27 protein-coding genes are annotated in these 23,719 nt (G+C 63.7%); 8 read left to right on the plus strand and 19 right to left on the minus strand.

All coding sequences use genetic code 11. The features are described from left to right. Positions 1–23 precede the first annotated feature (23 nt). From SIB46_RS04890 to SIB46_RS04915, 6 genes are read right to left on the minus strand one after another with little or no spacing between them, the layout of a single operon-like run. Positions 24–761, minus strand: coding sequence for an N-acetylmannosamine-6-phosphate 2-epimerase (locus SIB46_RS04890; RefSeq protein ID WP_413297409.1), 738 nt, complete (start codon positions 759–761; stop codon positions 24–26). Next, a complete protein-coding gene (locus SIB46_RS04895; protein WP_413297410.1) occupies positions 725–1,159 on the minus strand; it encodes a hypothetical protein in 435 nt (144 codons plus the stop codon). The genes SIB46_RS04890 and SIB46_RS04895 overlap by 37 nt, the downstream gene beginning before the upstream one ends. 4 nt (positions 1,160–1,163) lie before the next feature. Next, positions 1,164–1,982 (minus strand): ABC transporter permease, encoded by an 819-nt coding sequence (locus SIB46_RS04900; protein ID WP_413297411.1) that lies wholly within the window; start codon positions 1,980–1,982, stop codon positions 1,164–1,166. 27 nt (positions 1,983–2,009) lie between these two features. Then, a complete protein-coding gene (locus SIB46_RS04905) occupies positions 2,010–3,023 on the minus strand; it encodes an ATP-binding cassette domain-containing protein (RefSeq protein ID WP_413297412.1) in 1,014 nt (337 codons plus the stop codon). A gap of 24 nt (positions 3,024–3,047) precedes the next feature. After that, positions 3,048–4,037, minus strand: coding sequence for a heme o synthase (locus SIB46_RS04910; protein ID WP_413297413.1), 990 nt, complete (start codon positions 4,035–4,037; stop codon positions 3,048–3,050). Next, positions 4,030–4,932 (minus strand): COX15/CtaA family protein, encoded by a 903-nt coding sequence (locus tag SIB46_RS04915; RefSeq protein ID WP_413297414.1) that lies wholly within the window; start codon positions 4,930–4,932, stop codon positions 4,030–4,032. The genes SIB46_RS04910 and SIB46_RS04915 overlap by 8 nt, the downstream gene beginning before the upstream one ends. 198 nt (positions 4,933–5,130) lie before the next feature. Between SIB46_RS04915 and coxB the strand changes: the two genes are divergently transcribed. Genes coxB through SIB46_RS04935 form a run of 4 tightly spaced genes read left to right on the plus strand, consistent with a single transcriptional unit; the run spans position 5,131 to position 8,694 of the window. After that, complete coding sequence (gene coxB / locus SIB46_RS04920; protein WP_413297415.1) at positions 5,131–5,961, plus strand: cytochrome c oxidase subunit II; 831 nt, start codon at positions 5,131–5,133, stop codon at positions 5,959–5,961. Next, complete coding sequence (gene ctaD, locus SIB46_RS04925; RefSeq protein ID WP_413297416.1) at positions 5,958–7,628, plus strand: cytochrome c oxidase subunit I; 1,671 nt, start codon at positions 5,958–5,960, stop codon at positions 7,626–7,628. Before coxB ends, ctaD begins: the two co-directional genes overlap by 4 nt. Next, the gene (locus SIB46_RS04930; RefSeq protein ID WP_413297417.1) at positions 7,625–8,242 is read left to right on the plus strand and encodes a heme-copper oxidase subunit III; all 618 of its coding nucleotides are present in this window, start codon (positions 7,625–7,627) and stop codon (positions 8,240–8,242) included. The genes ctaD and SIB46_RS04930 overlap by 4 nt, the downstream gene beginning before the upstream one ends. Positions 8,243–8,280: 38 nt before the next feature. Beyond that, positions 8,281–8,694, plus strand: a complete 414-nt coding sequence (locus SIB46_RS04935) for an AbrB family transcriptional regulator (protein ID WP_413297418.1) — start codon at positions 8,281–8,283, stop codon at positions 8,692–8,694. On the opposite strand, the gene SIB46_RS04940 is transcribed toward SIB46_RS04935, so the two are convergent. After that, on the minus strand, positions 8,676–9,248 hold the full coding sequence (locus SIB46_RS04940; protein WP_011935086.1) for an HdeD family acid-resistance protein: 573 nt from the start codon (positions 9,246–9,248) through the stop codon (positions 8,676–8,678). The genes SIB46_RS04935 and SIB46_RS04940 overlap by 19 nt on opposite strands. A gap of 24 nt (positions 9,249–9,272) precedes the next feature. Next, on the minus strand, positions 9,273–9,920 hold the full coding sequence (locus SIB46_RS04945; RefSeq protein WP_413297419.1) for a riboflavin synthase: 648 nt from the start codon (positions 9,918–9,920) through the stop codon (positions 9,273–9,275). Between the two features lie 58 nt (positions 9,921–9,978). Here SIB46_RS04945 and SIB46_RS04950 point away from each other — a divergent pair, with 58 nt between their 5' ends. Both SIB46_RS04950 and SIB46_RS04955 read left to right on the plus strand, forming a co-directional pair. Continuing rightward, positions 9,979–10,515, plus strand: a complete 537-nt coding sequence (locus SIB46_RS04950; RefSeq protein ID WP_413297420.1) for a bifunctional nuclease family protein — start codon at positions 9,979–9,981, stop codon at positions 10,513–10,515. Next, positions 10,496–11,626 (plus strand): aldo/keto reductase, encoded by a 1,131-nt coding sequence (locus SIB46_RS04955; RefSeq protein WP_413297421.1) that lies wholly within the window; start codon positions 10,496–10,498, stop codon positions 11,624–11,626. The genes SIB46_RS04950 and SIB46_RS04955 overlap by 20 nt, the downstream gene beginning before the upstream one ends. Here SIB46_RS04955 and SIB46_RS04960 read toward each other — a convergent pair. Genes SIB46_RS04960 through topA form a run of 5 tightly spaced genes read right to left on the minus strand, consistent with a single transcriptional unit; the run spans position 11,597 to position 17,372 of the window. Further along, the gene (locus tag SIB46_RS04960; protein WP_413297422.1) at positions 11,597–12,517 is read right to left on the minus strand and encodes a twin-arginine translocation pathway signal; all 921 of its coding nucleotides are present in this window, start codon (positions 12,515–12,517) and stop codon (positions 11,597–11,599) included. The genes SIB46_RS04955 and SIB46_RS04960 overlap by 30 nt on opposite strands. Continuing rightward, positions 12,514–13,638 carry a nicotinate-nucleotide--dimethylbenzimidazole phosphoribosyltransferase gene (locus SIB46_RS04965; RefSeq protein ID WP_413297423.1) on the minus strand — a complete coding sequence of 375 codons (1,125 nt, stop codon included), beginning with the start codon at positions 13,636–13,638 and terminating at the stop codon, positions 12,514–12,516. Before SIB46_RS04965 ends, SIB46_RS04960 begins: the two co-directional genes overlap by 4 nt. Then, a complete protein-coding gene (locus tag SIB46_RS04970; RefSeq protein ID WP_413297424.1) occupies positions 13,625–14,248 on the minus strand; it encodes a DUF2232 domain-containing protein in 624 nt (207 codons plus the stop codon). Before SIB46_RS04970 ends, SIB46_RS04965 begins: the two co-directional genes overlap by 14 nt. Next, on the minus strand, positions 14,245–14,679 hold the full coding sequence (locus tag SIB46_RS04975) for a hypothetical protein (protein WP_413297425.1): 435 nt from the start codon (positions 14,677–14,679) through the stop codon (positions 14,245–14,247). The genes SIB46_RS04970 and SIB46_RS04975 overlap by 4 nt, the downstream gene beginning before the upstream one ends. After that, on the minus strand, positions 14,679–17,372 hold the full coding sequence (gene topA / locus SIB46_RS04980) for a type I DNA topoisomerase (RefSeq protein WP_413297426.1): 2,694 nt from the start codon (positions 17,370–17,372) through the stop codon (positions 14,679–14,681). Before topA ends, SIB46_RS04975 begins: the two co-directional genes overlap by 1 nt. Positions 17,373–17,479: 107 nt before the next feature. On the opposite strand from topA, the gene SIB46_RS04985 reads away from it, so the two are divergent. Both SIB46_RS04985 and SIB46_RS04990 read left to right on the plus strand, forming a co-directional pair. Beyond that, positions 17,480–19,006 carry an NAD(P)H-quinone oxidoreductase subunit N gene (locus SIB46_RS04985; protein ID WP_413297427.1) on the plus strand — a complete coding sequence of 509 codons (1,527 nt, stop codon included), beginning with the start codon at positions 17,480–17,482 and terminating at the stop codon, positions 19,004–19,006. Between the two features lies 1 nt (position 19,007). Continuing rightward, positions 19,008–19,685: an ABC transporter ATP-binding protein gene (locus tag SIB46_RS04990; RefSeq protein ID WP_413297428.1), complete on the plus strand. Its 678-nt coding sequence runs from the start codon at positions 19,008–19,010 to the stop codon at positions 19,683–19,685. A gap of 3 nt (positions 19,686–19,688) precedes the next feature. Here SIB46_RS04990 and SIB46_RS04995 read toward each other — a convergent pair whose 3' ends face one another. The 6 genes from SIB46_RS04995 to SIB46_RS05020 form a co-directional block, all read right to left on the minus strand. Next, positions 19,689–20,495 carry a M23 family metallopeptidase gene (locus SIB46_RS04995; RefSeq protein ID WP_413297429.1) on the minus strand — a complete coding sequence of 269 codons (807 nt, stop codon included), beginning with the start codon at positions 20,493–20,495 and terminating at the stop codon, positions 19,689–19,691. A gap of 6 nt (positions 20,496–20,501) precedes the next feature. Beyond that, complete coding sequence (locus tag SIB46_RS05000; protein WP_413297430.1) at positions 20,502–21,071, minus strand: biotin--[acetyl-CoA-carboxylase] ligase; 570 nt, start codon at positions 21,069–21,071, stop codon at positions 20,502–20,504. Positions 21,072–21,085: 14 nt separating this feature from the next. Continuing rightward, positions 21,086–21,331, minus strand: coding sequence for a hypothetical protein (locus SIB46_RS05005; RefSeq protein ID WP_413297431.1), 246 nt, complete (start codon positions 21,329–21,331; stop codon positions 21,086–21,088). A 68-nt stretch (positions 21,332–21,399) separates the two neighbouring features. Further along, on the minus strand, positions 21,400–22,590 hold the full coding sequence (locus SIB46_RS05010; RefSeq protein ID WP_413297432.1) for an aminotransferase class I/II-fold pyridoxal phosphate-dependent enzyme: 1,191 nt from the start codon (positions 22,588–22,590) through the stop codon (positions 21,400–21,402). Further along, positions 22,577–22,852, minus strand: a complete 276-nt coding sequence (locus SIB46_RS05015; protein WP_413297714.1) for a thioredoxin family protein — start codon at positions 22,850–22,852, stop codon at positions 22,577–22,579. The genes SIB46_RS05010 and SIB46_RS05015 overlap by 14 nt, the downstream gene beginning before the upstream one ends. 92 nt (positions 22,853–22,944) lie before the next feature. Continuing rightward, entirely contained in the window at positions 22,945–23,712 is a 768-nt protein-coding gene (locus SIB46_RS05020; RefSeq protein WP_413297433.1) for a PspA/IM30 family protein, read from the minus strand. Positions 23,713–23,719 lie beyond the last annotated feature (7 nt).

Here is a 23,719-nt window from a genome sequence, read left to right on the forward strand (position 1 = left end):
GGAAACCTTAAACCTCTCTTTTTTTAGTTGGTGACTGGTTTTTGGAGTTCGCGGCTGTAGCGCTGCACCTGCAGGTCAACACCGGTGATCGCCGTTCCCACCACCACAGCATCAGCGCCAAAACGCAGAGCTTGCGAGGCAGCTTCAGCGGAAGCGATACCGCCTTCGCAAATCAAGCCAACACCGGCAGGGAGTTGCTGACGCAGGGGGCCCAAAAGATCCCAGGCGGGCGGCTGAGCCGCAGCGGTGGCCTCGGTGTAGCCATACAAGGTGGTGCCCACCCATTGGCAGCCCAAACGAGCCGCCTCAAGGCCATTGGCGAGGCTGTCGACATCAGCCATCAAAGGGGCCCCCAGGTCAAGGCGGGCGCGCTCAACCAGTGCGGCCAAGGGCTCACCATCAGGGCGCGGCCGCTCGGTGGCATCGATCGCCACCACATCGGCCCCAGCCGACCAGACCGCACAGACCTCCTGCCAGCCCGGGGTGATGTAAACGGAGCTCCCGGGAAACGTGCGCTTCCACAGGCCAATGATCAAGGCCTTGGGACAGCGCTGGCGCACCGCGCCGATGTGCTCTGGGCTCTCAAGGCGAACCCCCACCGCGCCATTGCGCAGGCTGGCTTCCGCCATGGCGGCAATCACATCAGGATCCCGCATGGGCGAACCAGCCGGGGCCTGCACCGAGACGATCAAGCCTTTAGGAAGGGCCAGCGCAGCGCCTTGGTTCACGAGGCGAGCCGGTCGGTTTGCGGTCCATCCCACTGGGGTAACCATCCCTGCAACGCCGTTTTGATCGGCGCTGGAGCCGGAGCTGGTGCGGAAGGCTGTTCGAGCGGCTCTTCAACGGGCGCCGCAGTGCCCTCAGCAGTGATCGTCTCCTCAACAGGGAGGGGTTCTTCAACAACCGGGGGCTCGTCCAGCGTGACGCTGGGCTGCGGCACCGGTTTGGGTGGCTGCGCCAAGGCCTGGCTCCAGAACAGTTGCTGCGGCTCGCTGGCGAGGGCCTGCATCCAACGCTGCAGCTGCCGAGGGCCATGGCGATGCACCAGGCGATCACTCAGCTGGCGCAGCGCTGCGCTGTCCTGCTGTTGGAGGGCTTCTTGCAGAGCTTCCCGGAGCTGACGCTCACGGAGGCGGGGCGAAACAAAGACAGCAGGCACAAGATCAGCTCAGCTTCCGGTCCAACAAAGGCCGGATGGACACGAACAGAGCCGCCGACAGGATCAGCAGAGCCGAGAGACACTGGGCTGCCGTAAGGGAGCCGTAGGGAGCCTCCAGCACCACCGCATTGAGGCTGAATTGCCCCAAATACGCCGCGCGTATCGGTTCAATCGCGAAGGTAAGGGGATTCAAGGCTGCAAGCCAGCCCAACCAGGACGGCATGAAGCTGATCGGGGCCAGCGCTGTGCTGGCAAACAGCAGCGGCAGGTTGGCCACAAAGATCACAGCGATCAACTCGATATGGCCCGGCAAGGCAAAGGCCAAACCCAGGCTGAGGGCGGTGACCGCAGCGACCAGTAGCAGCAAGGTGAACAACACCACCAGCAACCCAGCGCCACCGGGCCAGCCATAACCCAGGCCCCAGGCGGCCGCCATGATCGCCAGGCTCTGCACCAGGGAAAGGCTGGTGATGTAGAGCACCGAGGCGAGCACGATCGAGTAGCGCGAGCGCAAGGGCGCCACCAACAGGCGATTGAGAAAGCCAAATTCGCGGTCAAACATCACCGGCAGCCCGGCGTTAAGGGCAGCACTGAAAGCGGTGAACACGATCACCCCAGCCCCCAAAAAGCGGCCATAGCTCACGCCCCCTGGAATCAAGCCATCGGGAGCATTGGCGAACAGGGCACCAAAGAGCACCAACCAGATCAACGGCTGCAGCACTCCCGCCACCAAGGTGGAAGGGCGGCGCTGCAGCTGCACAAACAGCCGCTTGGTGAGCGCCAGGGTCTCCTGGCTGAGCTGAGCGGCTGGGGCGACGGTCATGACAGCAAACAGGGGGACAGGGCCAGCTCAACGCATGGCTTGCTTTTTCTCGGCCTTGGGGTCGCGGCTGGACACCGAAGCCAACTCCGCATCCATCAAGGTGCGGCCGGTGGCTTGAAGGTAGACATCATCCAGGCTGGGGCGACTTTGCGCCAACGAGAACACCGGCACTGAGGCCTCCTCCAGCTGCTGGCGCAAACGATCCAGCAACGCGGCACCCTCGCCCTCCACCACAAGGTTGATGGCATGGCCCTGGGCGCGGTTGATCACCACCTGGCGCACGCCATCGAGTTGCTGCAAAACGCTCTGGGCCTGCTGCGCTTCTTGGGGCGTGGCGAATTCGCGCACCCGCAAGGTGACGCGATCACCGCCGAGATCACGCTTGAGCGACTCGGGCGAGCCCTCGGCAATCACACGGCCGCCATCAAGGATCGCCAGACGATCCGCCAAGGCATCAACCTCTTCGAGGTAGTGGCTGCTGAGCAGAATCGTGGTGCCGTCATCGCGCAGTTGTTGCAGCACTTGCCACAGCGCAGCGCGGCTCTCGATATCAAGCCCCACCGTGGGCTCATCAAGCACCAATACCGCAGGGCTATGCAGCAGCCCACTGGCTAAATCCAGGCGCCGGCGCATGCCACCGGAATAGGTGCCGCAGCGGCGATCCAGCCACTCGCCCATGCCCAGCAATTCGGTGAGCTCAGCAATGCGGCGACGACTGGTGACGGAATCCAGGTGATACAGGCTGGCCTGCAGCTGCAAGAGCTCGCGGCCACTGAGGATCTTGTCGATCGCCACCTCTTGGGCCACGTAACCCAGTTGCTCGCGGGCCGCGCGGGGATCGGCCAAGGCATCGATTCCAGCGATCTGCACCGAGCCGGCATCGGGGGCCAGCAGGGTGCAGAGAATCCGCAAGCAGGTGGTCTTGCCCGCGCCATTGGGGCCAAGCAAGCCATAGAGGCAGCCGGCAGGCACGTTCAAGCTCACCCCATCGAGGGCCTGCAGGGCCCCATAGCGCTTGCTGAGCTGATCGAGCTGAATCACGGCGGCTGTCAACGTCGGCCCAGCTTAAAAAGCAGATGCAGCCGGCAGGGTGAGCAAGCTGATCAGCTGGTTGCTGAAATCAGCCGCCATGGTCGTGCGGGCCAGCAGCAACAACAGGCAGATGCCAAACAGATAGAGGATCGACCAACGGAACAGCCCCTTGGCCCGCTGCTTGTCATCGGGCAGTTCACCCAGGCGCTGGGCCATCTGCAGCAGGCGGCCGTTGAAGGGCAACACCATCAATCCATAGAACAGTCCGCCACTGGGCAGGGTCAGCACCCCCAGCAGGCTGGCGGCAACGGTGGCGTAGGCGTAGCGATTGATGGCACGGCCGGTGACCTCAGGGCCTTTGACGACGGGGAGCATCGGAATGCCAACCGAGCGGTAGTCGTCGGCAAGCAACAAGGCGAGAGCCCAGAAATGAGCCGGCGTCCACAGAATTATCAGGCCGAACAACCACCAGCCCCCGAGCCCCACATGGCCGGTGGCAGCAGCCGCTCCCACCAACGGCGGAATCGCACCGGCGACTCCACCGATGACGATGTTGCGGGTGGTGCGGGGCTTGAGAACGATCGTGTAGAGCAGCACATAGCTGCACAAGCCCAGCAGCGAGAGGCCAGCAGCCAGGCAGTTCACACCGGCCACCAGCAGCAGCGAGGCGCCGCAGGCCAAGGCCACAGCGATTAAAAACGCCTGGCTGCCGCTGAGCCGACCCGACGGCAGGGCGCGACCACTGGTGCGCTGCATTTGGCCATCGAGCTGCTCTTCCCAGAGGCAATTAAGAACGCCAGCAGCAGCGGCAGCGAGGGCACCGCCGCCCAAGGTGCAGGCCAGCCGCGGCAAGGGAAGCGGCCAGCTCTCACTGAGCGCCATGCCACCGAGGGTGGTGGCCAGCAGCAGCGGGATCAGGCGTGGCTTGGCGATCTCCAGCCATGGCGGCAACTTGACCCGCTTGCGACTGGGAACAACCTCGTCGCGGATCGAGGCAGGGGCAGCAATGGGCACTTCAGCCATGACGCAACGCAGGTGATGGAGTAGGCCGTAGGGCAACGGCAGCCGCCGAGAAGGTGGCGATCAACAACGCCGCCACCAGTTGGTGGCCAACGGTGACCAGGGGCTCAGACAGCGACAGGCGCAAGGTGAGAACACCCAAGAGCACCTGAGCCGCCACCAGCACCCCGGCAAACGTCAACAGGCGCCGGGCCGGCTTTGGGCTGGGCAGGGCCAAAACCAACAACACGCTGAGCAGGGCCAAGGCCGCTGCGGGGGTAGCCAAGCTGCGATGGGCCGAGAGCCAAGCGCAGCCTTCGGCCAAGCGCAGGCAACGGCCCGAGGCCCACTGGGTGGCCATCAGGGCGCCAGCAATGCATTGGCCGTAGAGCACAACCCCTGCGGCGGCGCAGAGCGGTTGAGCCAGCGGAGGCCGAGGGGCCACCGCATGGGGCTGCAACATCTGGGCGGTGCCGCTGAGCAGGGCAACCAACAGCAGGGCGGTGGCGAGATGGGCGCTGACGATGTCAAAGCGCAGCAGCTGGGTCACCGTCAGGGCGCCAAGGGCTCCCTGCAGCGCCACCAGCAGCAGCGCCAAACCACTCACCCAAGGGAGCCATCGGGGCAGCTGATCGCGATCGATCAGCGCCATGGCCAGCAACACGATCAGGCCAATGCCCACAAAAAAGGCATCGAGGCGATGGAACCACTCCAGAAACACCTGGAGGCTCATCTGCTTCGCCGGCAGCAAGCTGCCGTAGCAAAGGGGCCAATCCGGGCAAGCCAGACCGGCCTCCATCACCCGCGTTGCACCACCGATCGCCACCAAAGCGATCAGCGCCACCACCAACTGCCGGCAGAGCGACAGGGCCGTGAACGGTGAACGGCTGTTCGAAATTGACAGGACGCCAAGGCCCATGCCGATGATTCTCTGGCGAGAGGAATATCTGAAACGTAGCGATCACATCTTTCGGAAAGTACCGCGAATACTTAAGAGCTTGTGTTGTTGTTCAACGCGTCAGGTTTTCAAGATCAACTCGTGAAATCTTCCGTTTTGTTCCTCTTGAGCTCCCAGAGATATCCCATAGGTTGATGTCAGCTTTTTAGAGAGTGCGCCATGCGCATTCCATCGGCAATCATCACCCTGATTGCTGGCATGGCCCTGGTTCTGCTGGGGCAATGGGTCGCCAACGATGTCAATTGGCTACCCGCTAGTGCCAGCACCAATGCACCCGTTTACGACGAACTGTTTCGGGTATTGCTGGCCATTGGCACGATGTTGCTAGTTGGCATGACTGGGGTTGTTGTTTACAGCCTGATTCGCTTTCGCCGGCGTGATGGTGATCAACAAGATGGGCCTCCAGTGGAAGGGAATCTTTCGCTTGAGTTGTTTTGGACCGCCATTCCTGCCGTTGTTGTGTTGTTTTTAGGCATCTACAGCTACGACATTTACGACCGTATGGGCGGCATGACCGACCTCAACGCCCACGGCATGGATCACCACGCCGCTGAGTTGGCCTCGGTGCGCCAAAGCCAGCCGGGAGATGAGGAGCGCATCTGGGGCGGCATTGCCCCAGCCAGCAGCAACGAAGCCGTCTTGCCAGTGGAGGTCACCGCGCTGCAGTTCGCCTTTGTCTTCCACTACCCCGAGCAGAACATCACCAGCGGCGAGCTGCATGTGCCCAGCGGCCAAGCCGTGGAGCTGCGGATGAAGGCCAACGATGTGATCCACGCCTTCTGGGTGCCGGAATTCCGCATCAAGCAGGACATCATCCCGGGCCAACCCACCGTGCTGACCTTCACCGCTAACCAAACCGGCGATTACCCGATCGTTTGCGCTGAGCTCTGTGGTCCATACCACGGCGGCATGCGCTCCCACGTGGTGGTTGATGAGCCCGAAAGCTTCGCCACCTGGGTGGAAACCAACACCCCCGCCACCCTGTCATGACCATCGCCTCTCCCCCGAGCCCCAGCCCCCAACCGTTGCGGCTGCAACCCACGGGCTGGCTGCGCTACTTCAGCTTCAGCCTTGATCACAAGGTGATCGGGCTTCAGTACATCGTCTGCGGTTTTCTCTTCTATTTCGTTGGTGGTGCGCTGGCGGGTGTCATCCGCACCGAGCTCGCCACACCGATCTCCGACTTCGTCAGCCGTGACACCTACAACCAGGTGCTCACCCTGCACGGCACGGTGATGATCTTTCTCTGGATCGTGCCGGTGGTGAATGGGGGCTTTGGCAACTACCTCATCCCCTTCTATGTGGGTGCTCGTGACATGGCCTTCCCGCGCCTCAATGCGGTGGCCTTCTGGATGATCCCGCCGTCGGGCCTGCTGTTAATCAGCAGCTATTTCATCGGTGGCGCAGCGCAATCGGGCTGGACGGCCTACCCGCCGCTGAGCCTCACCACCCCCGCGATGGGGCAAATCCTTTGGATTGTGAGTGTGCTTCTGCTGGGGGGAAGTTCGATCTTTGGCGGCATCAATTTCATCGCCACGATCCTCAAGTTCCGTCAGCCGGGGCTGAAGCTGATGATGCTGCCGATGTACTGCTGGGCCATGCTCGGCACCAGCATCTTGGTGGTGCTCGCCACGCCGGTCTTAGCCGGAACGTTGATTCTGCTGAGCCTCGACATCGTGGCCCACACAGGCTTTTTCAACCCAGCAGCCGGCGGCAATGCCGTGGTCTATCAACACCTGTTTTGGTTCTATTCGCACCCAGCGGTGTACATCATGGTGCTGCCAGCCTTTGGTCTGGTGAGCGAAATCCTGCCGGTGCACGCACGCAAGCCGCTGTTCGGCTACGTGACGATGGTTTATTCGATCATGGCGATTGTGATCTTGGGCCTAGTGGTTTGGGCCCATCACATGTTCACCAGTGGCACACCGCCCTGGATGCGGTTGTTCTTCACCATCGCCACAGCCTTTATTGCCGTTCCAACGGGGATCAAGTTCTTCAACTGGATTGCCACCCTCTGGCAGGGGCGACTCGCGCTCAATAGCGCCATGTTGTTTTCCTGCGCCTTCATCCTGCAGTTCGTGTTTGGCGGCATCACCGGTGTAGCCCTCGCTCAGGTGCCCTTCGACGTGCATGTGCACGACACCTACTTCGTTGTGGCCCACTTCCACTACATCGTCTACGGCGGCACGGTGTTTGTGATCTTTGCCTCGATCTATCACTGGTTCCCCAAATTCAGTGGCCGCATGCTCAATGAAGACCTGGGGCGGCTGCACCTGGCGCTCACGTTCATTGGCTTCAACCTCTGCTTTGCCCCGCAGCACTGGCTTGGCCTCAACGGCATGCCGCGCCGGGTGGCGGAATACGACCCACAATTCAGCTTGATCAATCAGATCAGCAGCGTGGGCGCCCTGCTGATGGCGATCAGCACCCTGCCCTTCCTGATCAATGTGGTGATGAGCCTGCTGCAGGGTCCAGCCGCTGGGCCCAACCCCTGGCGCGCCCTCACACCTGAGTGGCTCACCAGTTCGCCCCCACCAGTGGAGAACTGGATTGGCGCAGCCCCGCTGGTTGAAGAGCCCTATGGCTACGGCAGCAGTGAGGGGCGCATCGATGTGAACCAAGCCCGAGGCCAAGATCTCTGGAGGCAGCAGCCATGACCACCACCACCCCAATTGACACCGATCTGCAGCAGCAGGATGACCACGAAAGCGATGGCCATGGCCATGGCGAGCATCCCGATCTGCGCATGTTTGGGCTGGCCACCTTTTTGGTGGCCGATGGCATGACCTTCGCCGGCTTCTTTGCTGCTTACCTCACCTATCGGGCCGTGAACCCCCTGCCGCCAGGGGCGATTTATGAACTCGAGCTGGTTCTGCCGGTGATCAACACGGCGATTTTGATCGCCAGCAGCTTCACCTTCCACCGGGCCAGCAAGGAGCTGATGCGCGGTGCCATGGGCGCCTGCCGCGGCTGGCTGTTGCTAACGGCCGTGATGGGGCTGAGCTTCCTCGGCGGGCAAATGGTGGAGTACTTCGAGCTCCCCTTTGGCCTCACCGACAACCTCTATGCCAGCACCTTCTACGCGCTGACTGGTTTTCACGGCCTGCACGTGACCCTCGGGGCCCTGATGATCCTGATTGTTTGGTTCCAGGCCCGAGAACCCGGGCGCTTCACCCCCTCAGACCACTTCGGCCTCGCGGCTGCCGAGCTGTATTGGCACTTTGTGGATGTGATCTGGGTGGTGTTGTTTGGCCTGCTCTATCTGCTGTAAGCAACAAGCGGCAGAATCAAACGATCTCGCAGCCGATCATGGAGAGCACGCAGCCACTGGTGGGCGATGCCCTGCTGAAGCGGGCCGGTGAGCTGAGTGATCGCGCACCCGATCAAATTGCCCGCGCCTGCGGCTACACCGGCAACAGCGGCCGCGTGCTGAAAAAAGCGTTTCTGCGAGCCTTGGTGGAAGCCAAAGGGTTCGTCTTTCCGGGAAAGGAGAGCAGCGGCAGCCGCGGCCGGCAAGCGGAATACCGCACCAAGGTGCACGGCAACGGCAACCTCTTGGTGGGCAATGTCTACACCCGAAAATTGGGATTGGTGCCGGGCCAGGAGTGCAAGATCGAACTGCACGAGGAAACCGGCACCATTTGGCTGCGCCTTCCCGACGATCTCGTCGTGGATGAGGCAGCCCTAGACGATGAGCCGAGCGATCAGGCAGCCGATGCCTGAGGGCCATCGTTGTCGTCAGGTCCGTGGAAGCTGCTGGCGAAGGCGATCAGATCAATCCCCGAGAAGATGAAGCTGATTCCCACCAGGATTCCGAGCACCGAGAGCAGACCAAAGGCCTTCATCGACAGGATGATCAAGCCCAGGATCAAGGTGATGATTCCGTTGGCTAAACCCCAGCGCCAGCCTTCCACCTCCTGGTGACCCAGTGAGGCAATGATGGCGACGATACCTTCCACCAAAAAAACGATGCCCACAGCCAAGCTGAGGGTGGCCACCTGGGCGGCCGCATCGATGGCTCCGGTTGAGAACTGATCAAGGATGGTCCAGCCAGCCACCAGGAACAGGGTGGAGACGACCAGACGCCAAAACACCAACCAACCCTTCATGCCGCGGCTGCGGCTGAGGTTGTTGATCCAGCCGATGATGCCTCCCACCAGGAAGACAACACCCAAAACGGCGGTAACGATGAAGGAGGCTTTGATGGGAGCGATCAAAGCCAGAACGCCGAGAACGATCAGCAGGATGCCCTCCGCGATCGTGAATGATTTGAACATGGGAGCGAGGGACGCCCCCAAAAGCTAGACATTCCAACCATTCTCGGCCATCCACTGGGGGGTCAGATCAGTTGATGCCGACCCGGGCAGGAGCCGTTCCACGTATTTAGCGAGCAAATCCGCTTCCAGATTGACGGCATCACCGCAGCGCAGCTCCTGCAGTGTCGTTTGCTCCCAGGTGTGGGGGATCACGGCCAAGCTGAAGCTGGCGCCGTCGTGATAGCACGACGCCACCGTGAGGCTGATGCCATTGACGGCCACGCTGCCCTTCTCGCAGATGTAGCGGCCCAAGCGGGGGTCGTCCCAAGCCAGCTGCAGATCCCAGGAGTGGCCCTGGCGGCTGATCGACTCCACCCGCCCCAAGCCATCGATGTGGCCACTGACGAGATGACCGCCGAGGCGATCAGCCAAGCGCAAGGCCGGCTCAAGATTGACGGCTGCGCCGCTGCGGGCCCGCTCCCCCAAGGTGGTGCGGGACAACGTCTCGGGGCTGACATCAGCTTCAAAGCCGTGCTCCAACAGCTTTCGCGCCGTGAGGCAAACCCCATCAACGGCGACGCTGTCGCCAACAGCTAAGCCCTCGGCCGTCCAATGCTGCGGCGACCAGCTAACGCGCACCGCATCCGGCAGCGACTGCAGCCGGCCAACGGCCTGGACCAATCCGGTAAACACTGAGCAGTTACCACGTGGCTGATCTGGCCATAATCGTCGCAGCAGCCAGCACCACCAAATGGTGGAGATGAGCGTTGCAGGCATTGCCCTCGATGCCGCCAGCCGCAGCCCGATCGTGTTGTTGCGCGATCCGTCGGGCCGGCGTCAGGTGCCGATCTGGATTGATCAAGCCCAAGCGCAAAACATCCTGGCGGGGCTGCACATCAAGGAGCCACCGCGGCCCCTCAGCCACGACTTGATGGCCACCCTGCTGGCCGTTGGTGGCCTCGAGCTCACCAAGGTGGTGATTCACGCCATCGAAGACAGCACCTTTTTGGCGGTGTTGAAGCTCAACGATGAGGAGGGCGAGGAGCACGCCATCGATTGCCGGCCCAGTGATGCGATTGCCTTAGCCCTGCGCACCGGCAGCAGCCTCTGGATGTTGGAGGAGGTGGTAGGCGATGCCTCCATCCCAGTGGATGCCGAAGCCGATGCCGAGGAGGTGGAGGATTTCCATCGCTTTGTCGAAGGCCTCAGCCCAGCAGAGTTGATCCGCCAGCAAGGGCTCGCCCAACCCGATTCTGAGCCCCCTCTCGATGACGACGGGCTCGATTAAGCCGCAGCGGCGCCCCTTTGGATCGGGGAAGCCGGTGTCGCTGTTCACCTTGGGCACCATGCGCGCCCTGCAATCGCCTGGCCAACTGGAGGCCGTGGTGGAGGCAGCAGTCGCGGCTGGGATCAATCACCTCGAGACCGCGCCGGCCTATGGCCCCAGCCAGCGCTATGTGGGCCAAGCGATCCGCCGCTTGGGGCTCAGCCCCCAGCAGCTGGTGATCACCAGCAAAGTGCTGCCAAGCCAAAGCCTGGCCAGCGCCCAAGACGAGCTGCGGCGCAGCCTCGAGCAGCTGGGGCTGGAGCGGCTCGACAACCTGGCAGTGCATGGCATCAACCGCACGGAGCACCTCGATTGGGCCTTGCAGGGCCCCGGCCACGAGCTGCTCAGCTGGGCCTTAGAGGAAGGGCTCACCGATCAGGTGGGCTTCAGCTCCCACGGCAGCGATGCCTTGATCGCAGCAGCGATCCGCTCGGGCCGGTTCAGCTTTGCCAGCTTGCACTTGCATCTGTTCGATCCAGCGCGGCTGCCATTAGCCGAGGAAGCCCTGGCCAAGGGCCTGGGGGTGATGGCGATTTCACCTGCCGATAAAGGGGGCCGGCTGTTTGATCCACCGGAGCTGCTACGCCAGGCCTGCACCCCTCTCGAGCCGCTGCAATTGGCCTACCGCTTCCTACTGGCCCGCGGCATCAGCACCCTCACCCTGGGAGCAGCCGAACCCGCTGAGCTGCACTGGGCCGGGCTGGATGGAGGCCCGCTATCGGAGCTGGAGCAGGCGGCCCTCGAGCGGCTCCATCAACAGCAGCAGCAGCGGCTTGGGGCGGAGGCCTGCGGCCAATGCCGGGCCTGCCTGCCCTGCCCGCAACAGCTGCCGATCCCCGAGCTGCTGCGGCTCCGCAACCTGGCGGTGGGGCACGGCATGGAGAGCTTTGCCAAAGAGCGCTATGGCTTGATCGGCCAGGCCGGCCATTGGTTTGAAGAGATCGATGCTGCGGCCTGCCAAGAGTGCGGCGACTGCCTGCCCCGCTGCCCCCATCACCTGGCCATCCCCGAGCTGCTGGCCGACACCCACCAGCGCCTGGCCTCACCCCCGCGGCGCCGGCTCTGGGGCTAAGGGCAACAGGCTGGTGCAGCGCTGCAACACATCCTCTGTTGGCAGCAACAGCTCGGCATGGGGTTGGCGCGCCAAGGCGGCCTCCAGCGTTGACCTCTGCAGCGGCGGCGTGAAGCCAGCGCGCAGCAATTGATCCAGCAGCGGTGAACGGCGCGGATCCAGCAGCCACTGCAGCGGCGGCGGCGCCCCCTGGGCCGTTTGTTGCAGCAGGGCCCACCACAGCGGAGCACCACTGGCCGGCAGCAGCGCCTGCAAGCGGGTGTCGCGGCTGAGCTGGGGAATCACCGCGCGGCTGGGCAACACCGCCGCTTGCGCATCGCCATGCAGCAGCACGGTGAGCCCATCGCGATCACCAAAGCCCAGGGCCTGCTGACGCAACCGGGCAAGGCTTTCAGCCGGATCGCCAATGCGCTTGGCAATCTCCTGCACCACACGCGCGCTGGCGGGCAGCACCACCTGCTGCCGCAGGCTGGGATCCAGCAGCAACGACCAGCCCCGCTCCTCCCCGCCACCGGCAAGTAGATCGCGGCGGTTGCGCAGCACCAACAGCCAAGGGCCAAACCCCACGGGCAGGCCATAGGGCAGCAGCGGTTGGGCCAAAGGCAACAGCCCATCGCGGGCCTCTTGCGGCCAAGCCTGCGCCGCCAGCGGCTGGTTGGCCATCGCCCAGCCATCGGTGAGCGCTAGGCAACGGCTGCCACTAGGCCACGCCGGCAAACTCTGGCGCCAATCGATGGGTTCGGCGCGCCAACTGCGCGGCAAACGCCGCAGCCAAGCAGAAGGCACCAGGCCTTCTTGCACAACCAGCTTCTGGCTTGTTCCAGAGCAAGCGGCGAGCAAGCCACTGCCCGCCAACAGCATCCAATGGCGCCGGGTCAGCCGCTCTCTCATGGCTCGACCTTAAGCAGCTTCCCGCAGGCCTGATCACAGGCGGCAGCAAGGGCCTGCGGGTCCAGGCCCGCCAGCTGCGTCAACCAGGCCAGCCCGCCGGCCCCCACACCCTCTTTGACGTAACCACTCTCGTAATCGAGCAGCGCCTGCTGCTGGCAGCCATCGAAGCGCAAGGCACTGCTGAACAGCGGCGGCCGCACCCCCCACACCGCAGCCAATCGGTTCGCCAGCAGCTCGAGGTTGCTCCCCGGCTCCTGCATCACCCAGGAGGTGGTGACAACAGCCAGTTGCCCCTGGCAAGACGCCCGCTCGGCCTGGCTGAGGCTGGCCATCCACAGCCCCGTCAGCGCCAGCATCTGGCTGCCGCCAGCGAGCAGGGCCTGGGGCCCTTCCCCCTTGGCCGGGAGCAACAGGCCCTGCAACACCCCCAAGGCCATGGCTTGAAAGGGATCCCCCAGCGCCGCTAACACCTCCAGGGGCGCTGCAGCACTGATGCCGCGGGCTGTCATCGCATCGAGGCCCTGCTGCACCAAGGCGCCACGCAGGCTGTGGGGAGGCTGGCGCAAGCTGCCGCTCACCACCCCAGCGGCATCGACGCCCAAGCCGCGCAACAGGGCTTCAGCGGTACTGGTGCCGCCCGGCACGCACTCAGCGAGCACAAGTAATCCTTCCGGGAAGCGCTGGCGAAAGCCGCGGCCCAACTGGCGGCCGCGCTGCAACAAACGCTCCACCACCGCTGGAGCCATGGCCGTCCCGCTGCTGAGGCAAGCCGCTGGCGGCAGCCCCAACTGCAGGTGAGGCACCGCTGGGGCCACGAAGGCTCCGGCATCAGCCACCACCAGCGGCAAGCGCAGCTGCTGCTGCGCCACCCAGCTGATCAACGCGGGGCTGACGCCCGCTGGCAGGGGCGGCAGCGCATGGGGCCTGTGGCCATCGGGGCCGCCCCAGAGCAATTCAGCATCGGCAGCGGCGGTGAAACGGCGGCTATCGGGCGTGGCACCCGCTGCTGAAATCCCAGGCACGGCAGCTGTTTGCGTGCCCGCCAGCACCAACAGCAGCTGGGCTTGACCATGGTGCAGCGCGGCTTGAGCTCGAGCCGGCCAGCGATCAGGAGGGGTCAAGGGCCAGCAGGGGGCGCAGCAGCCGGGGTGGGTCGGGGATGGCCTGACGCAAACGCGGCAACACCCACCAGGCCACGGCATGCAGGGCCAGCAAATACACCATGTTTTGCGCCAGCACGAGCAGCAACGCCGCCACCTGCACCTGATCGAGGGTGGGAGCCACCGGTAGCTGCAGGCGATCGGCCAGGCCATTAAGCAGGCCCGAGGCCGCGCCTGTGATCACGACCCAGAGGTTTTCCCCCAACAGCAGCGACACCAGCGCCACCCGCACCAAAAAGCCCGCCGCACCAATCAGCACGCCCACGGCCATGGAGAACCACCAGCTGCATTGGCGGCGCCAACACCAACCCAGCCACAGCGAGAGCAGCCCATAGGGAAACAGCATCAACGGCCCGCGCACCGGCCCCATCAACACGGTGAGCAGCAGCACCGTGACCGCTACACCCTCCAAGGCCGTGCGGCCGCCATGGCGCAACTGCAACAGCACCAGCGGCAACGGGATCGCCAGACGAAACAGGGCATCGCCGATGGGCAAGTAGTAGATCGCCACCCACAGCAGACCGGTGCTGGCGGCCATGTAGGCCGTCTCGGTCATCTGGCGTGGGCTCATGGCTGCTTTGCGGGCTGAAGCCGCTCGATGGTCTCCACTTCAAAGGGCAAGCCAGCGGCCCGCAAGGCTTTGGTCACCGCTTCAGCAGGTGCGGAAGGATCCGCCGATGGCAGCCGCAGGATGACGCGATAGGGCTGGGGATCCCGGGGCTCAGCCGCCTGCTCAGGCTCAGCCTTGGGCTCTGGCTCTGGCTCTGCTGTGGCGTCCGCGGCCGGTTCAGCCTGGGGGGCCGGCTCAGGGTCGGCTTTGGGCTCATCTGCCTTGGGCTGTTGCAGCGGAACGGGCTTGATAGCCGGCTCCAACTTGGCCGCTGGCTTGGGTTCGGCTGCAGGCGGCGCATCAAAGCTGGCCCCCAACTGCTGACCCAGGGGCGTGCTGCTGCACCCCACCAGCAGCAGTGGCAGCAGCCCAACAAGCAGGGGCCGCGCCATCAACTGTCGGCAGCCTTGATCACCCGCACAGCACTAGCCCGCAGCCGGCCCGTCTTGGTGGTGCGCGGTGCTGCAGGTTTTTTGGCCGCTGGTTTTTTGGCCGCAGGCTTTTTCTTGGCTGTGCTCTTGCGGCTGGATTTTTTGGTGGCGGCCTTGGCCTCCAGCAATTCAACGGCCTGCTCGAGGGTGATGGTCTCGGCGGTGGTGCCCTCGGGCAGGGACGCGTTCACCTTGCCCTGCTTCACATACAGCCCATAGGGGCCATCAAACAGCTGAATCGCCTCATCGCTGCCATCGGGCGTGCCGAGGGCTTTCAGGGCCGTGCGGCCGCCGCGGCCCCGCTTGGGCATCGACAGCAGCTCCATGGCGCGCTCAAAGCCCACCTCCAGCACATCGTCATCGGCCTTGAGGGAGCGGTAGTCCTTCTCGCCTTTGCCTTTGTCGTGAACCACATAGGCACCAAAACGGCCCAGGCCCGCTTGCACCTTGCCGCCTTCAGGGTGCTCACCGAGCAGCCGGGGCAGCTGCAGCAAGCCACTGGCCATCTCCAAGGTCACGTCTTCGGGCTTGGTGCCCCGAGGCAACGAAGCCCGCTTGGGCTTGGGGGTCTCCTCGCTGGCCTGGCCGCGCTGCACGTAGGGGCCGTACTGGCCAAACAGCAGATAGATGGCCTCACCGGTGGCGGGATCTTCGCCCAGGCTTTCAGGGCCATCGGCCTTCTGCTTGAGCAGCAATTCCGCCTGATCACTATCGAGATCAGCGGGCGTCAGGTCCTGGGGCAGGGTGGCTTTGATCAGCTCCTCCTCGCCGTCTTCACCGGGGCGCTTGGCCTCGAGATAGGCACCAAACCGGCCGATTCGCACCACACAGGGCAAGCCATCGAGCGCGATCGTGCGGGAGGCCACTGGATCAATATCCCCCTCGCGCTTGGCCACCTGTTGCTCCAAGCCTTTGTCGCCGCGGAAGAAGTGATCGAGGTAGGGAAGCCACTCCGCTGAGCCATTGGAGATCTCATCGAGGGTGTTCTCCATCCGCGCCGTGAAGCTGGGATCAACCAGATCCGGGAAGTGCTCCTCCAGCAGAGCGGTCACGGCAAAGGCCGTGAAGCTGGGGGTCAAGGAGTTGTTCTGAAGGGTGGCGTAACCGCGATCGCAGATGGTGCCGATGATCGAGGCGTAGGTGGAGGGGCGGCCAATGCCCTCTTTTTCGAGCATCTTCACCAGGGCCGCTTCGCTGAAACGGGCGGGGGGCTGGGTCTGGTGGCCGTGGGGTTCGCAGCTCTGGCAGCTGGGGTGATCGCCGCTGCGCAGGGTGGGCAGCAGCACCTCTTGGCCTTCCAGAGCGGCATCCGGGTCATCGCTGCCCTCCACATAGGCGCGGAAGAAGCCGGCGAAATCAATGCGCTTGCCACTGGCGCGAAAACGGGCGTTCTCCACCTCGATCTGGGCGCTGACCATGGTCAGCCGGGCATCGGCCATCTGGCTGGCGACAGTGCGCTTCCAAATCAGCTCATAAAGGGAGAGATCGAGGCCCTTGAGACCGGATTCAGCTGGCGTGCGGAAGCTGGAACCCGCGGGCCGGATGGCCTCGTGTGCCTCTTGGGCATTGCGGCTTTTGGTGGTGTATTGGCGCGGTTGCGGGCTGAGGTGATCAGCTCCGTACTTATCAGACACGCAGCTGCGGGCCGCCGTGATCGCCTGCTCGCTGAGGTGCACCGAGTCGGTGCGCATGTAGGTGATGTAGCCGCGCTCATAGAGGCCCTGGGCCGTGCGCATCGCTTCGCGAGCGGAAAGGCGCAGTTTTCGGTTGGCCTCCTGCTGCAGGGTGCTGGTGGTGAAGGGCGGTGCCGGCCGGCGGGTGGTGGGTTTTTCCTCAACGTCGGCCACCGACCAGGTTTTGCCATCGATGGCCTTCAGCAGCCCTTGGGCATCGGCTTCGCTGAGCAGCTTGACCTTGGTTCCGGCCTTGATGGCACCGGTGCTCTCATCGAAATCGCCCCCGGTGGCAATGCGCTCACCAGCGAGATGGCTGAGCTTGGCTTCAAAACTGATGCCCTCATGCTTCAACTGGGCCTTGAGATCCCAGTAGCTGCCGCTGCGGAAGGCACGCCGGGCCCGCTCCCGTTGCACCAGCAGCCGCACCGCCACCGATTGCACGCGGCCGGCCGAGAGCCCCCAGGCCACCTTCTTCCAGAGCAGCGGCGAAACCGTGTAGCCCACCAAGCGATCAAGGATGCGCCGGGTTTCTTGGGCATGCACCAGCTCCATGTTGAGCTCGCGGGTTTGGCCCAAGGCGCGCTTGATCGCCTCTTCGGTGATCTCGTGGAACACCATGCGCTTCACCGGCACCTTGGGGTTCAGCAGCTGCAGCAGGTGCCAACTGATCGATTCCCCTTCGCGGTCTTCATCGGTTGCGAGCAGCAACTCATCGGCCACTTTCAGGGCGTCCTTGAGCTCTTTGACGATCTTTTTCTTGTCTTTAGGAACCACATAGAGCGGTTCGAAATCTTTTTCGGTGTTGACGCCGGTCTTGGCCCATTTCTCAGCCTTGTGGCTCGCCGGGATCTCACTGGCGTTGTTGGGGAGGTCGCGCACATGGCCCATCGACGCCTCCACGCGGAAGGTGCGTGGCAAGAAGCCGCGAATGGTGCGGGCCTTCGTGGGGCTCTCGACGATGACGAGGGTGTTGGGCACAGGCGGCAGCAGCCGAACGCAGGGGAGTCCGAATCCGAAGGGTAGATCCGAGCCCTCAAGGGGAGAGGGCTACCATCCGGCTTAGTACGAAACAGTGCTGCGCGCAGATGGAGAGCCTGGCCCAGTCCCTCAACGCCGGGGCCATTGCGCCTGAAGCTGCCATCTTGATCGCTTTGGTGGCCTGCCTTTTGGCGGATCTGGCGGGTGAGAAAACAGCGGCGCGCCTGGTGCCCCCCTTTTGTTACGCCGGCTTGGGCACCAGCTTGGTGCTGCTGGCTTTGCAGTGGAGCGAGCCCACGGCCGATGCCTTTTTCTCCTCTTTTATTACCGACAACCTCGGCGTTGCCTTCCGCGCTGTGGTAGCCACCTCAACCCTGCTGTCGCTGCTGATTAGTTGGCGCTACGTGGAGCGCGCCGGAACGCCAGTGGGTGAGTACGCCGCGATCTTGATGGCCGCCACGGTGGGGGCGATGTTGCTCTGCGGCGCCACGGATCTGGTCTCCATCTTTGTGGCCCTGGAAACCCTGTCGGTGTCCAGCTATTTGCTGTCGGGCTACATGAAGCGCGATGCCCGCAGCTCAGAAGCCGCCCTGAAATATCTGCTGGTGGGTTCAGCCGCTGCAGCCGTCTTTTTGTATGGCACCTCGCTGCTCTACGGCGTCAGTGGCGGCTCCACCAATCTCGATGCCATCACCATCTCCCTGCAGGGAGCTGGCGTTACGCCTTTAAGCGCTCTGGCTCTGGTGTTTGTGCTGGCCACGGTGGCCTTCAAGATCTCGGCGGTGCCCTTCCACCAGTGGACCCCCGACGTCTATGAGGGTTCCCCCACACCGGTGGTGGCCTTTCTTTCGGTGGGCTCCAAAGCCGCTGGTTTCGCCTTGGCTCTGCGCCTGCTAGTGGGCTGCTTTGAAAGCTTCCAGACCCAGTGGCAACTGCTGTTCACCGTGCTGGCCGTGCTCAGCATGACCCTGGGCAATGTGGTGGCCCTGGCCCAGACATCCATGAAGCGGATGCTGGCCTACAGCTCCATCGGCCAGGCGGGCTTCGTGATGATTGGCCTGGTCTGCGGCACTGAAGAAGGCTTCGCCGCGATGGTGCTCTACATGGCGGCCTACCTCTTCATGAATTTGGGGGCCTTTGCCTGCGTGATCCTGTTCTCGCTGCGAACCGGCAGCGATCGCATCTCCGACTACGCCGGCCTCTATCAAAAAGATCCGTTAATCACCCTGGGCCTCAGCCTTTGCCTGCTCTCGCTGGGCGGCATCCCACCGATGCTCGGATTTTTCGGCAAGATCTACCTCTTCTTTGCCGGATGGGCCGATGGCCAATACCTGCTGGTGGTGGTGGGCCTGGTGACGTCTGTGGTGTCGATCTATTACTACATCTCCGTCATCAAGATGATGGTGGTCAAAGAGCCCCAAGAGGCCTCTGACGTCATCAAGGACTACCCAGCGCCCACCTGGAACCTGCCGGGTTTACAACCGCTCCGGGCCGCCCTGGTGTTCTGCGTGGCAGTGACCGCCATTGGCGGTGTGCTCTCCAATCCCCTATTCACCTGGGCCAATGCGGCGGTGGAAGGCACACCGTTGCTGCAACAGGTGATTAGCAACGGCGGCCATTTGCCCACCGGCTGAGATGGGCAGCAACACGGTGGCGGAACTGCGCCACATCCACAAGGTCTATGGCAGCGGCGACACGGAGGTGAGGGCGGTCAACGACCTCAACCTCACCGTTGAAGCCGGCGATTACATCGCCGTGATGGGCGCCAGCGGCTCAGGCAAAAGCACGGCGATGAACATCCTGGGCTGCCTCGATCGGCCCAGCAGCGGCAGCTACCTGCTGCAGGGCCAACAGGTAGATGGCCTCAGTGATGACGCCCTCGCGATCCTGCGCAACCGCTGCCTGGGCTTTGTCTTTCAGCAGTTCCACCTGCTCGGCCATCTCTCGGCCCAGGAAAACGTTGAGCTGCCCATGGTGTACGCCAATGTGCCCGCAGAAGAACGGCAGCAGCGGGCCGTAGAGGCCTTACAGCGGGTGGGCCTGGGCCAGCGGCTGCGCAACAAGCCCAACCAACTCAGCGGCGGCCAGCAGCAACGGGTGGCGATTGCCCGGGCGATCATCAACCGCCCCGCCCTGCTACTCGCCGATGAGCCCACCGGGGCCCTGGATTCAGAAACCACCGCCGATGTGCTGGAGATCATTGATCAGCTCAACGGCGATGGCATGACCGTGGTGCTGGTGACCCACGAGCACGATGTGGCCGAGCGAGCCAAACAGCGTGTGCTATTCCGCGATGGGCGCATCGCCAACTGAGCCTCAGCGCTCCAGTCCGCGCAGCATCTGATTGAGCAGGGCCGCCACGGCACCGGCTGGATCAACCTCCATGCCATCGGGCAGGAGGCGGCCGGGATCAACGGCCACCCAGCCACCGGCTTGCGGGCGGCGCAATTCGAAATGCAAATGGGGGCCAGTGCTCAAGCCCGTGCTGCCCACGCGGCCAATCACCTCCCCCTGTTGCACAGCATCGCCAGGCTCCACATAGAGCTCCGAGAGATGGCCATACAGGGTGCGCTGACGCTGGGGCTGCTGGTGGTCCAGCTCGACGGCCACGCCATAGCCGCCAGCCAGTCCGGCTGAACGCACCGTTCCGCCCAGGGCCGCCACCACGGGGGTGCCCTGCGGAGCCGCCAGATCTCGGCCGGCATGGAGCATCAAGCCACCCAGCACGGGGTGCTGGCGCCAGCCAAAACCGCTGCTGGTGAAGGCCGATCCAATCAAGGGGAACAGCAGGGCCTGATTGCCATTGCCCCCCAATGGAGCTGGCCTCGGGGTGACCCGTAACACCTGATCCAAAGAAAAGCTGCCGCCTGGACCACCCAGTAGCGCTGAAACAGGCACCCGTAATGGGTTTGGACCACCCCCAATGCATTCACGCCGGCTCACAGCTCCATCACCGCGCTGGCAAAGACGCACCAGGGCTGAGCTTGGGGTTGAGGAGGGAGAACCCATCTGCACCCGCCGCCGTTCTGCCGGGGTAATGATCTGCTGACGCTCCAACTGTTCCAGGGAGCGATCAAACCCCTGACCAACCACCTGGGCGAACAGCAACAGGGAGAGCAACACAACAGATCAAACGATCGGCTCAGTGTCCCAGTTGCCGGCCTCACGGGCCAGCCGTTCGATGGAGCCCAGGCCAATGAGCAGCAATTGATCAAAGCGGGGACAACGCCCGTTGAGCCATTGCTCGAGGGTGATGCCTGGCGGAGCAATGGGATGACGGCCATTGAGGCCAATGCCAAAGCGCAACAGGCGCGGCTGACCCCCGCGCCAAGTCACCGAGCTCAACACGCCGGCCAATTTGCGCTGACCCACCATCAGATCGTTGGGGGATTTGATCGTTAGTGGGGGACTGGCCTCTGCTGTCCATGGCGCCAATTCAGCGGAGAGGGCGGCGGCCATGCGACGGGGCAACTGCTCAGCAGCTGCAGGGGAAAGCGGCCGCTGCCAGGGGATCGCCGCACTCAGCCAAAGCCCGCCAGCGGGGGATTGCCACTGGCGGCCGTGCTGACCGACCCCATAGCGCTGCCGGCGAGCCACCACCGCCAGCGGCGGCTGGGCCCCTTGCTGCAAGCAGCGGCTTAAATCCTGTTCGGTGCTGGCGCACAGCGGCAGGTAGCGCAGGCGCCAGGGCAGCAGCAACGGGACTGGCTGCCTCAAAGCAGCTTGATCACATCCACAGGACGGCGCAGCACAGCAGCAACCGAGCGAGCGGTGTCCACGGCCTTTTCGTGGGTGTGGAACTGGAAGGCATGCTCCAAACTCTGGACCGTCTCGATGCTGTCATCAGCTGCCAAACGCAGATATTGCCCCTCGGGACCAGCCGCCAAGGCATAGCGCTCAGGGGCAACACCGCGCAGGCTGTCGCCAGCGGGATCTAACCAAGGGCTCCAGAGATTCATGGCGGGGATGCAGATGCTTTCACCATGCGTCGCACGGGTCTCAATGTTTTCTCATCGTGGGAATAATTTCAGATTGTGCGCTGCTCCAGGGCCAACTGCAGGCGGCTACTGGCCTGCTCCAGCACCGGTTCATCGGACACCAACGCCAGCCGCAACCAGCCTTCCCCGCTGGGGCCAAAGCCCACCCCTGGGGTGAGCGCCACACCACTGCTGCGCAGCAGCCACTGGGCAGCCGCTTCACTGCCGAGATCACGCAGGGGCTCGGGGATGGGAAGCCACTGGTAGAGGGCCATCGAGCTGTTGGGCACCGTCCAACCCGCGGCCGTGAGCAATTCGGCCATGTGATCGCGGCGCTGGCGGTAGCGATCGCACAACTGCCGCGGCCAATCCGGGAACTCCTGCAGTGCCGCAATGGCGCCAGCCTGCAGGGCCAGCGACTGATTGAAATCCACCACCCCTTTGACCCGGGCCAAGGCCTCGATCAAGGCCGGAGCGCCCACGGCAAATGCCAGGCGAAAGCCAGCCAGGCACCAGCCTTTGGAGAAGGAGAAAAACTCAATGCCCCGCTCACGCCAGCCCTCACAGCGCAGCAACGCTGGAGATTCCCCGTCGAGAGCCAAATCCACATAGGGGTTGTCGTGGGCCAGCACCGCATCACTGCGCTGAGCGATGGCCATGGCCTGCTCCAACCACTGCTGCGAACCCGTGGTGGCCGTGGGGTTGTGGGGATAGCCCAGCACCAACAAACGCAACTGCCGCTGCTGCTCATCGCTGAGCTGCTCAAAGGCTGGGCGCCAGCCCTGATCAGACCGCAGCGGCAGGCGCACTAACTGGCCCGAAGCCAGGGCCACCCCACCGGCATGGCTGGGGTAGCTGGGATCCAGCACCAAGGCCGGATCACCGGGATTCAGCACCGCCAATGGCAGGTGGGCAGTGCCCTCCTGGGAGCCCACCAACAGCAGAATTTCCTGCTCCGGATCTACCGGCACACCAAAGCGCCCCTCAACCCAGGCAGCTGCGGCCTGGCGAAAGGGGGCGGTGGCCGCCTGCAGGCAATAGCGGCTGCTGGGGGGCTCAGCGATGGCCTCGGCCATCACTTCGAGCAGCCGAGCGGGAGGCTTGAGATCCGAGCTCCCCAGGGACAAATCAATCAGCGGACGCTGCTGCTGTTGCTCTGAGAAGCGATAACTGCGTTTTTCGGCATCAACCCGGCCAAAAACACCGGAGCCCAGTTGCCCGAGACGCTCAGAGATGGGCATCCAAGAAGGCCTTCAACTGGGGCTGCGCCATGGCGCCTTCATGGCGCGCCAATTCCTGGCCATTGCGGAACAGCACCAAAGCCGGCAACCCCTGCACCTGCAGAGCATCGCGGCTGGTGGGATTCGGGTCTGCCTCCAGCTTGCCCACCTTGAGGCCTTCGCCATAGGTGCTGGCGGCCCAATCCATCAACGGCGCCATCAGGCGGCAAGGGCCGCACCAAGTGGCCCACACATCCACCAACACCAGTCCGGGATACTCCATCACCTCGGCCTGAAAGTTGGCATCACTGAGGCTATGGACAGTCACTAGAAACGGCGCTGAGGCAGGCCTGATCCTAGGCAGCCGGCCGGGCTTTAGAGCTGATCAATCGAGCGCTTCAGCGACTCCAGCTCCTCATCGACTTGAGCCTGCTGGGCAGGCTGCAGTTGGGGCTTGGCCTTCTCATCGGGTAGGGCCAGGGGTGTGGGATTCACGCTGGCCTTGAGGGCCTCAAAGTCGGCATCCACGTCATCGCCGGATTCCAAGGCCTGAAAGCGGCTATCAAGATCGGCGCCGGCAATCTCAGCAGCAGCCTGGCCCTGGGCCTCCAGCGCTTGGACCTTCTCCTCCATGCGCTCAAAGGCTGCCATCGAGGAATCGGTGCTCAAGCCGCCCACCGCGCCCTGAAGCTGGGCCTGGGCCTGGGCGGCTTGGGCCCGGGCCTTGAGCATGTCTTTTTTGGTGCGAGCCTCAGCGATCTTGCCCTCAAGGGCCAGGAGGTTCTTTTTGAGGGTCTCCACCTGACCGCCCTGGGCCGTGAGCTGGCTGTTGAGAGCGGTTGCGGTCTCCTGGTAGGTCTTGCGGCGGCTGAGGGCCTCTTTGGCGAGATCCTCCTCACCTTTTTTGAGCGCCAACTCCGCCCGCTGATACCAGGTCTGCGCCTGGTTTTCGGCCTGCTCGGCCTGGTTTTGGATGCGTTTTTGACTGGCGATCGCGGTGGCCACGGCCTGGCGCAGCTTGATCAGGTCCGACTGCATGTCAGCAACGGACTGCTCCAGGATCTTGACGGGGTCTTCCGCCCGGCTGACCAGATCGTTCAAGTTGGCGCGAAACAGTCGCCCGACACGATCAAAAAAGCCCATGGAGCCA

It is taken from the genome of Synechococcus sp. MIT S9452 (assembly GCF_047304245.1).
Lineage (GTDB): Bacteria > Cyanobacteriota > Cyanobacteriia > PCC-6307 > Cyanobiaceae > RCC307.

Excerpts from the sequence above, each read along its gene's own strand:
- SIB46_RS04900 (WP_413297411.1), bottom strand. The coding sequence starts at position 1,982 with ATGACCGTCGCCCCAGCCGCTCAGCTCAGCCAGGAGACCCTGGCGCTC.
- SIB46_RS04910 (WP_413297413.1), bottom strand. The coding sequence starts at position 4,037 with ATGGCTGAAGTGCCCATTGCTGCCCCTGCCTCGATCCGCGACGAGGTT.
- SIB46_RS04915 (WP_413297414.1), bottom strand. The coding sequence starts at position 4,932 with ATGGGCCTTGGCGTCCTGTCAATTTCGAACAGCCGTTCACCGTTCACG.
- coxB (WP_413297415.1), top strand. The coding sequence starts at position 5,131 with ATGCGCATTCCATCGGCAATCATCACCCTGATTGCTGGCATGGCCCTG.
- ctaD (WP_413297416.1), top strand. The coding sequence starts at position 5,958 with ATGACCATCGCCTCTCCCCCGAGCCCCAGCCCCCAACCGTTGCGGCTG.
- SIB46_RS04930 (WP_413297417.1), top strand. The coding sequence starts at position 7,625 with ATGACCACCACCACCCCAATTGACACCGATCTGCAGCAGCAGGATGAC.
- SIB46_RS04935 (WP_413297418.1), top strand. The coding sequence starts at position 8,281 with ATGGAGAGCACGCAGCCACTGGTGGGCGATGCCCTGCTGAAGCGGGCC.
- SIB46_RS04940 (WP_011935086.1), bottom strand. The coding sequence starts at position 9,248 with ATGTTCAAATCATTCACGATCGCGGAGGGCATCCTGCTGATCGTTCTC.
- SIB46_RS04950 (WP_413297420.1), top strand. The coding sequence starts at position 9,979 with ATGGTGGAGATGAGCGTTGCAGGCATTGCCCTCGATGCCGCCAGCCGC.
- SIB46_RS04955 (WP_413297421.1), top strand. The coding sequence starts at position 10,496 with ATGACGACGGGCTCGATTAAGCCGCAGCGGCGCCCCTTTGGATCGGGG.
- SIB46_RS04960 (WP_413297422.1), bottom strand. The coding sequence starts at position 12,517 with ATGAGAGAGCGGCTGACCCGGCGCCATTGGATGCTGTTGGCGGGCAGT.
- SIB46_RS04970 (WP_413297424.1), bottom strand. The coding sequence starts at position 14,248 with ATGAGCCCACGCCAGATGACCGAGACGGCCTACATGGCCGCCAGCACC.
- SIB46_RS04975 (WP_413297425.1), bottom strand. The coding sequence starts at position 14,679 with ATGGCGCGGCCCCTGCTTGTTGGGCTGCTGCCACTGCTGCTGGTGGGG.
- SIB46_RS04985 (WP_413297427.1), top strand. The coding sequence starts at position 17,480 with ATGGAGAGCCTGGCCCAGTCCCTCAACGCCGGGGCCATTGCGCCTGAA.
- SIB46_RS04990 (WP_413297428.1), top strand. The coding sequence starts at position 19,008 with ATGGGCAGCAACACGGTGGCGGAACTGCGCCACATCCACAAGGTCTAT.
- SIB46_RS05005 (WP_413297431.1), bottom strand. The coding sequence starts at position 21,331 with ATGAATCTCTGGAGCCCTTGGTTAGATCCCGCTGGCGACAGCCTGCGC.
- SIB46_RS05010 (WP_413297432.1), bottom strand. The coding sequence starts at position 22,590 with ATGCCCATCTCTGAGCGTCTCGGGCAACTGGGCTCCGGTGTTTTTGGC.
- SIB46_RS05015 (WP_413297714.1), bottom strand. The coding sequence starts at position 22,852 with ATGGAGTATCCCGGACTGGTGTTGGTGGATGTGTGGGCCACTTGGTGC.
- SIB46_RS05020 (WP_413297433.1), bottom strand. The coding sequence starts at position 23,712 with ATGGGCTTTTTTGATCGTGTCGGGCGACTGTTTCGCGCCAACTTGAAC.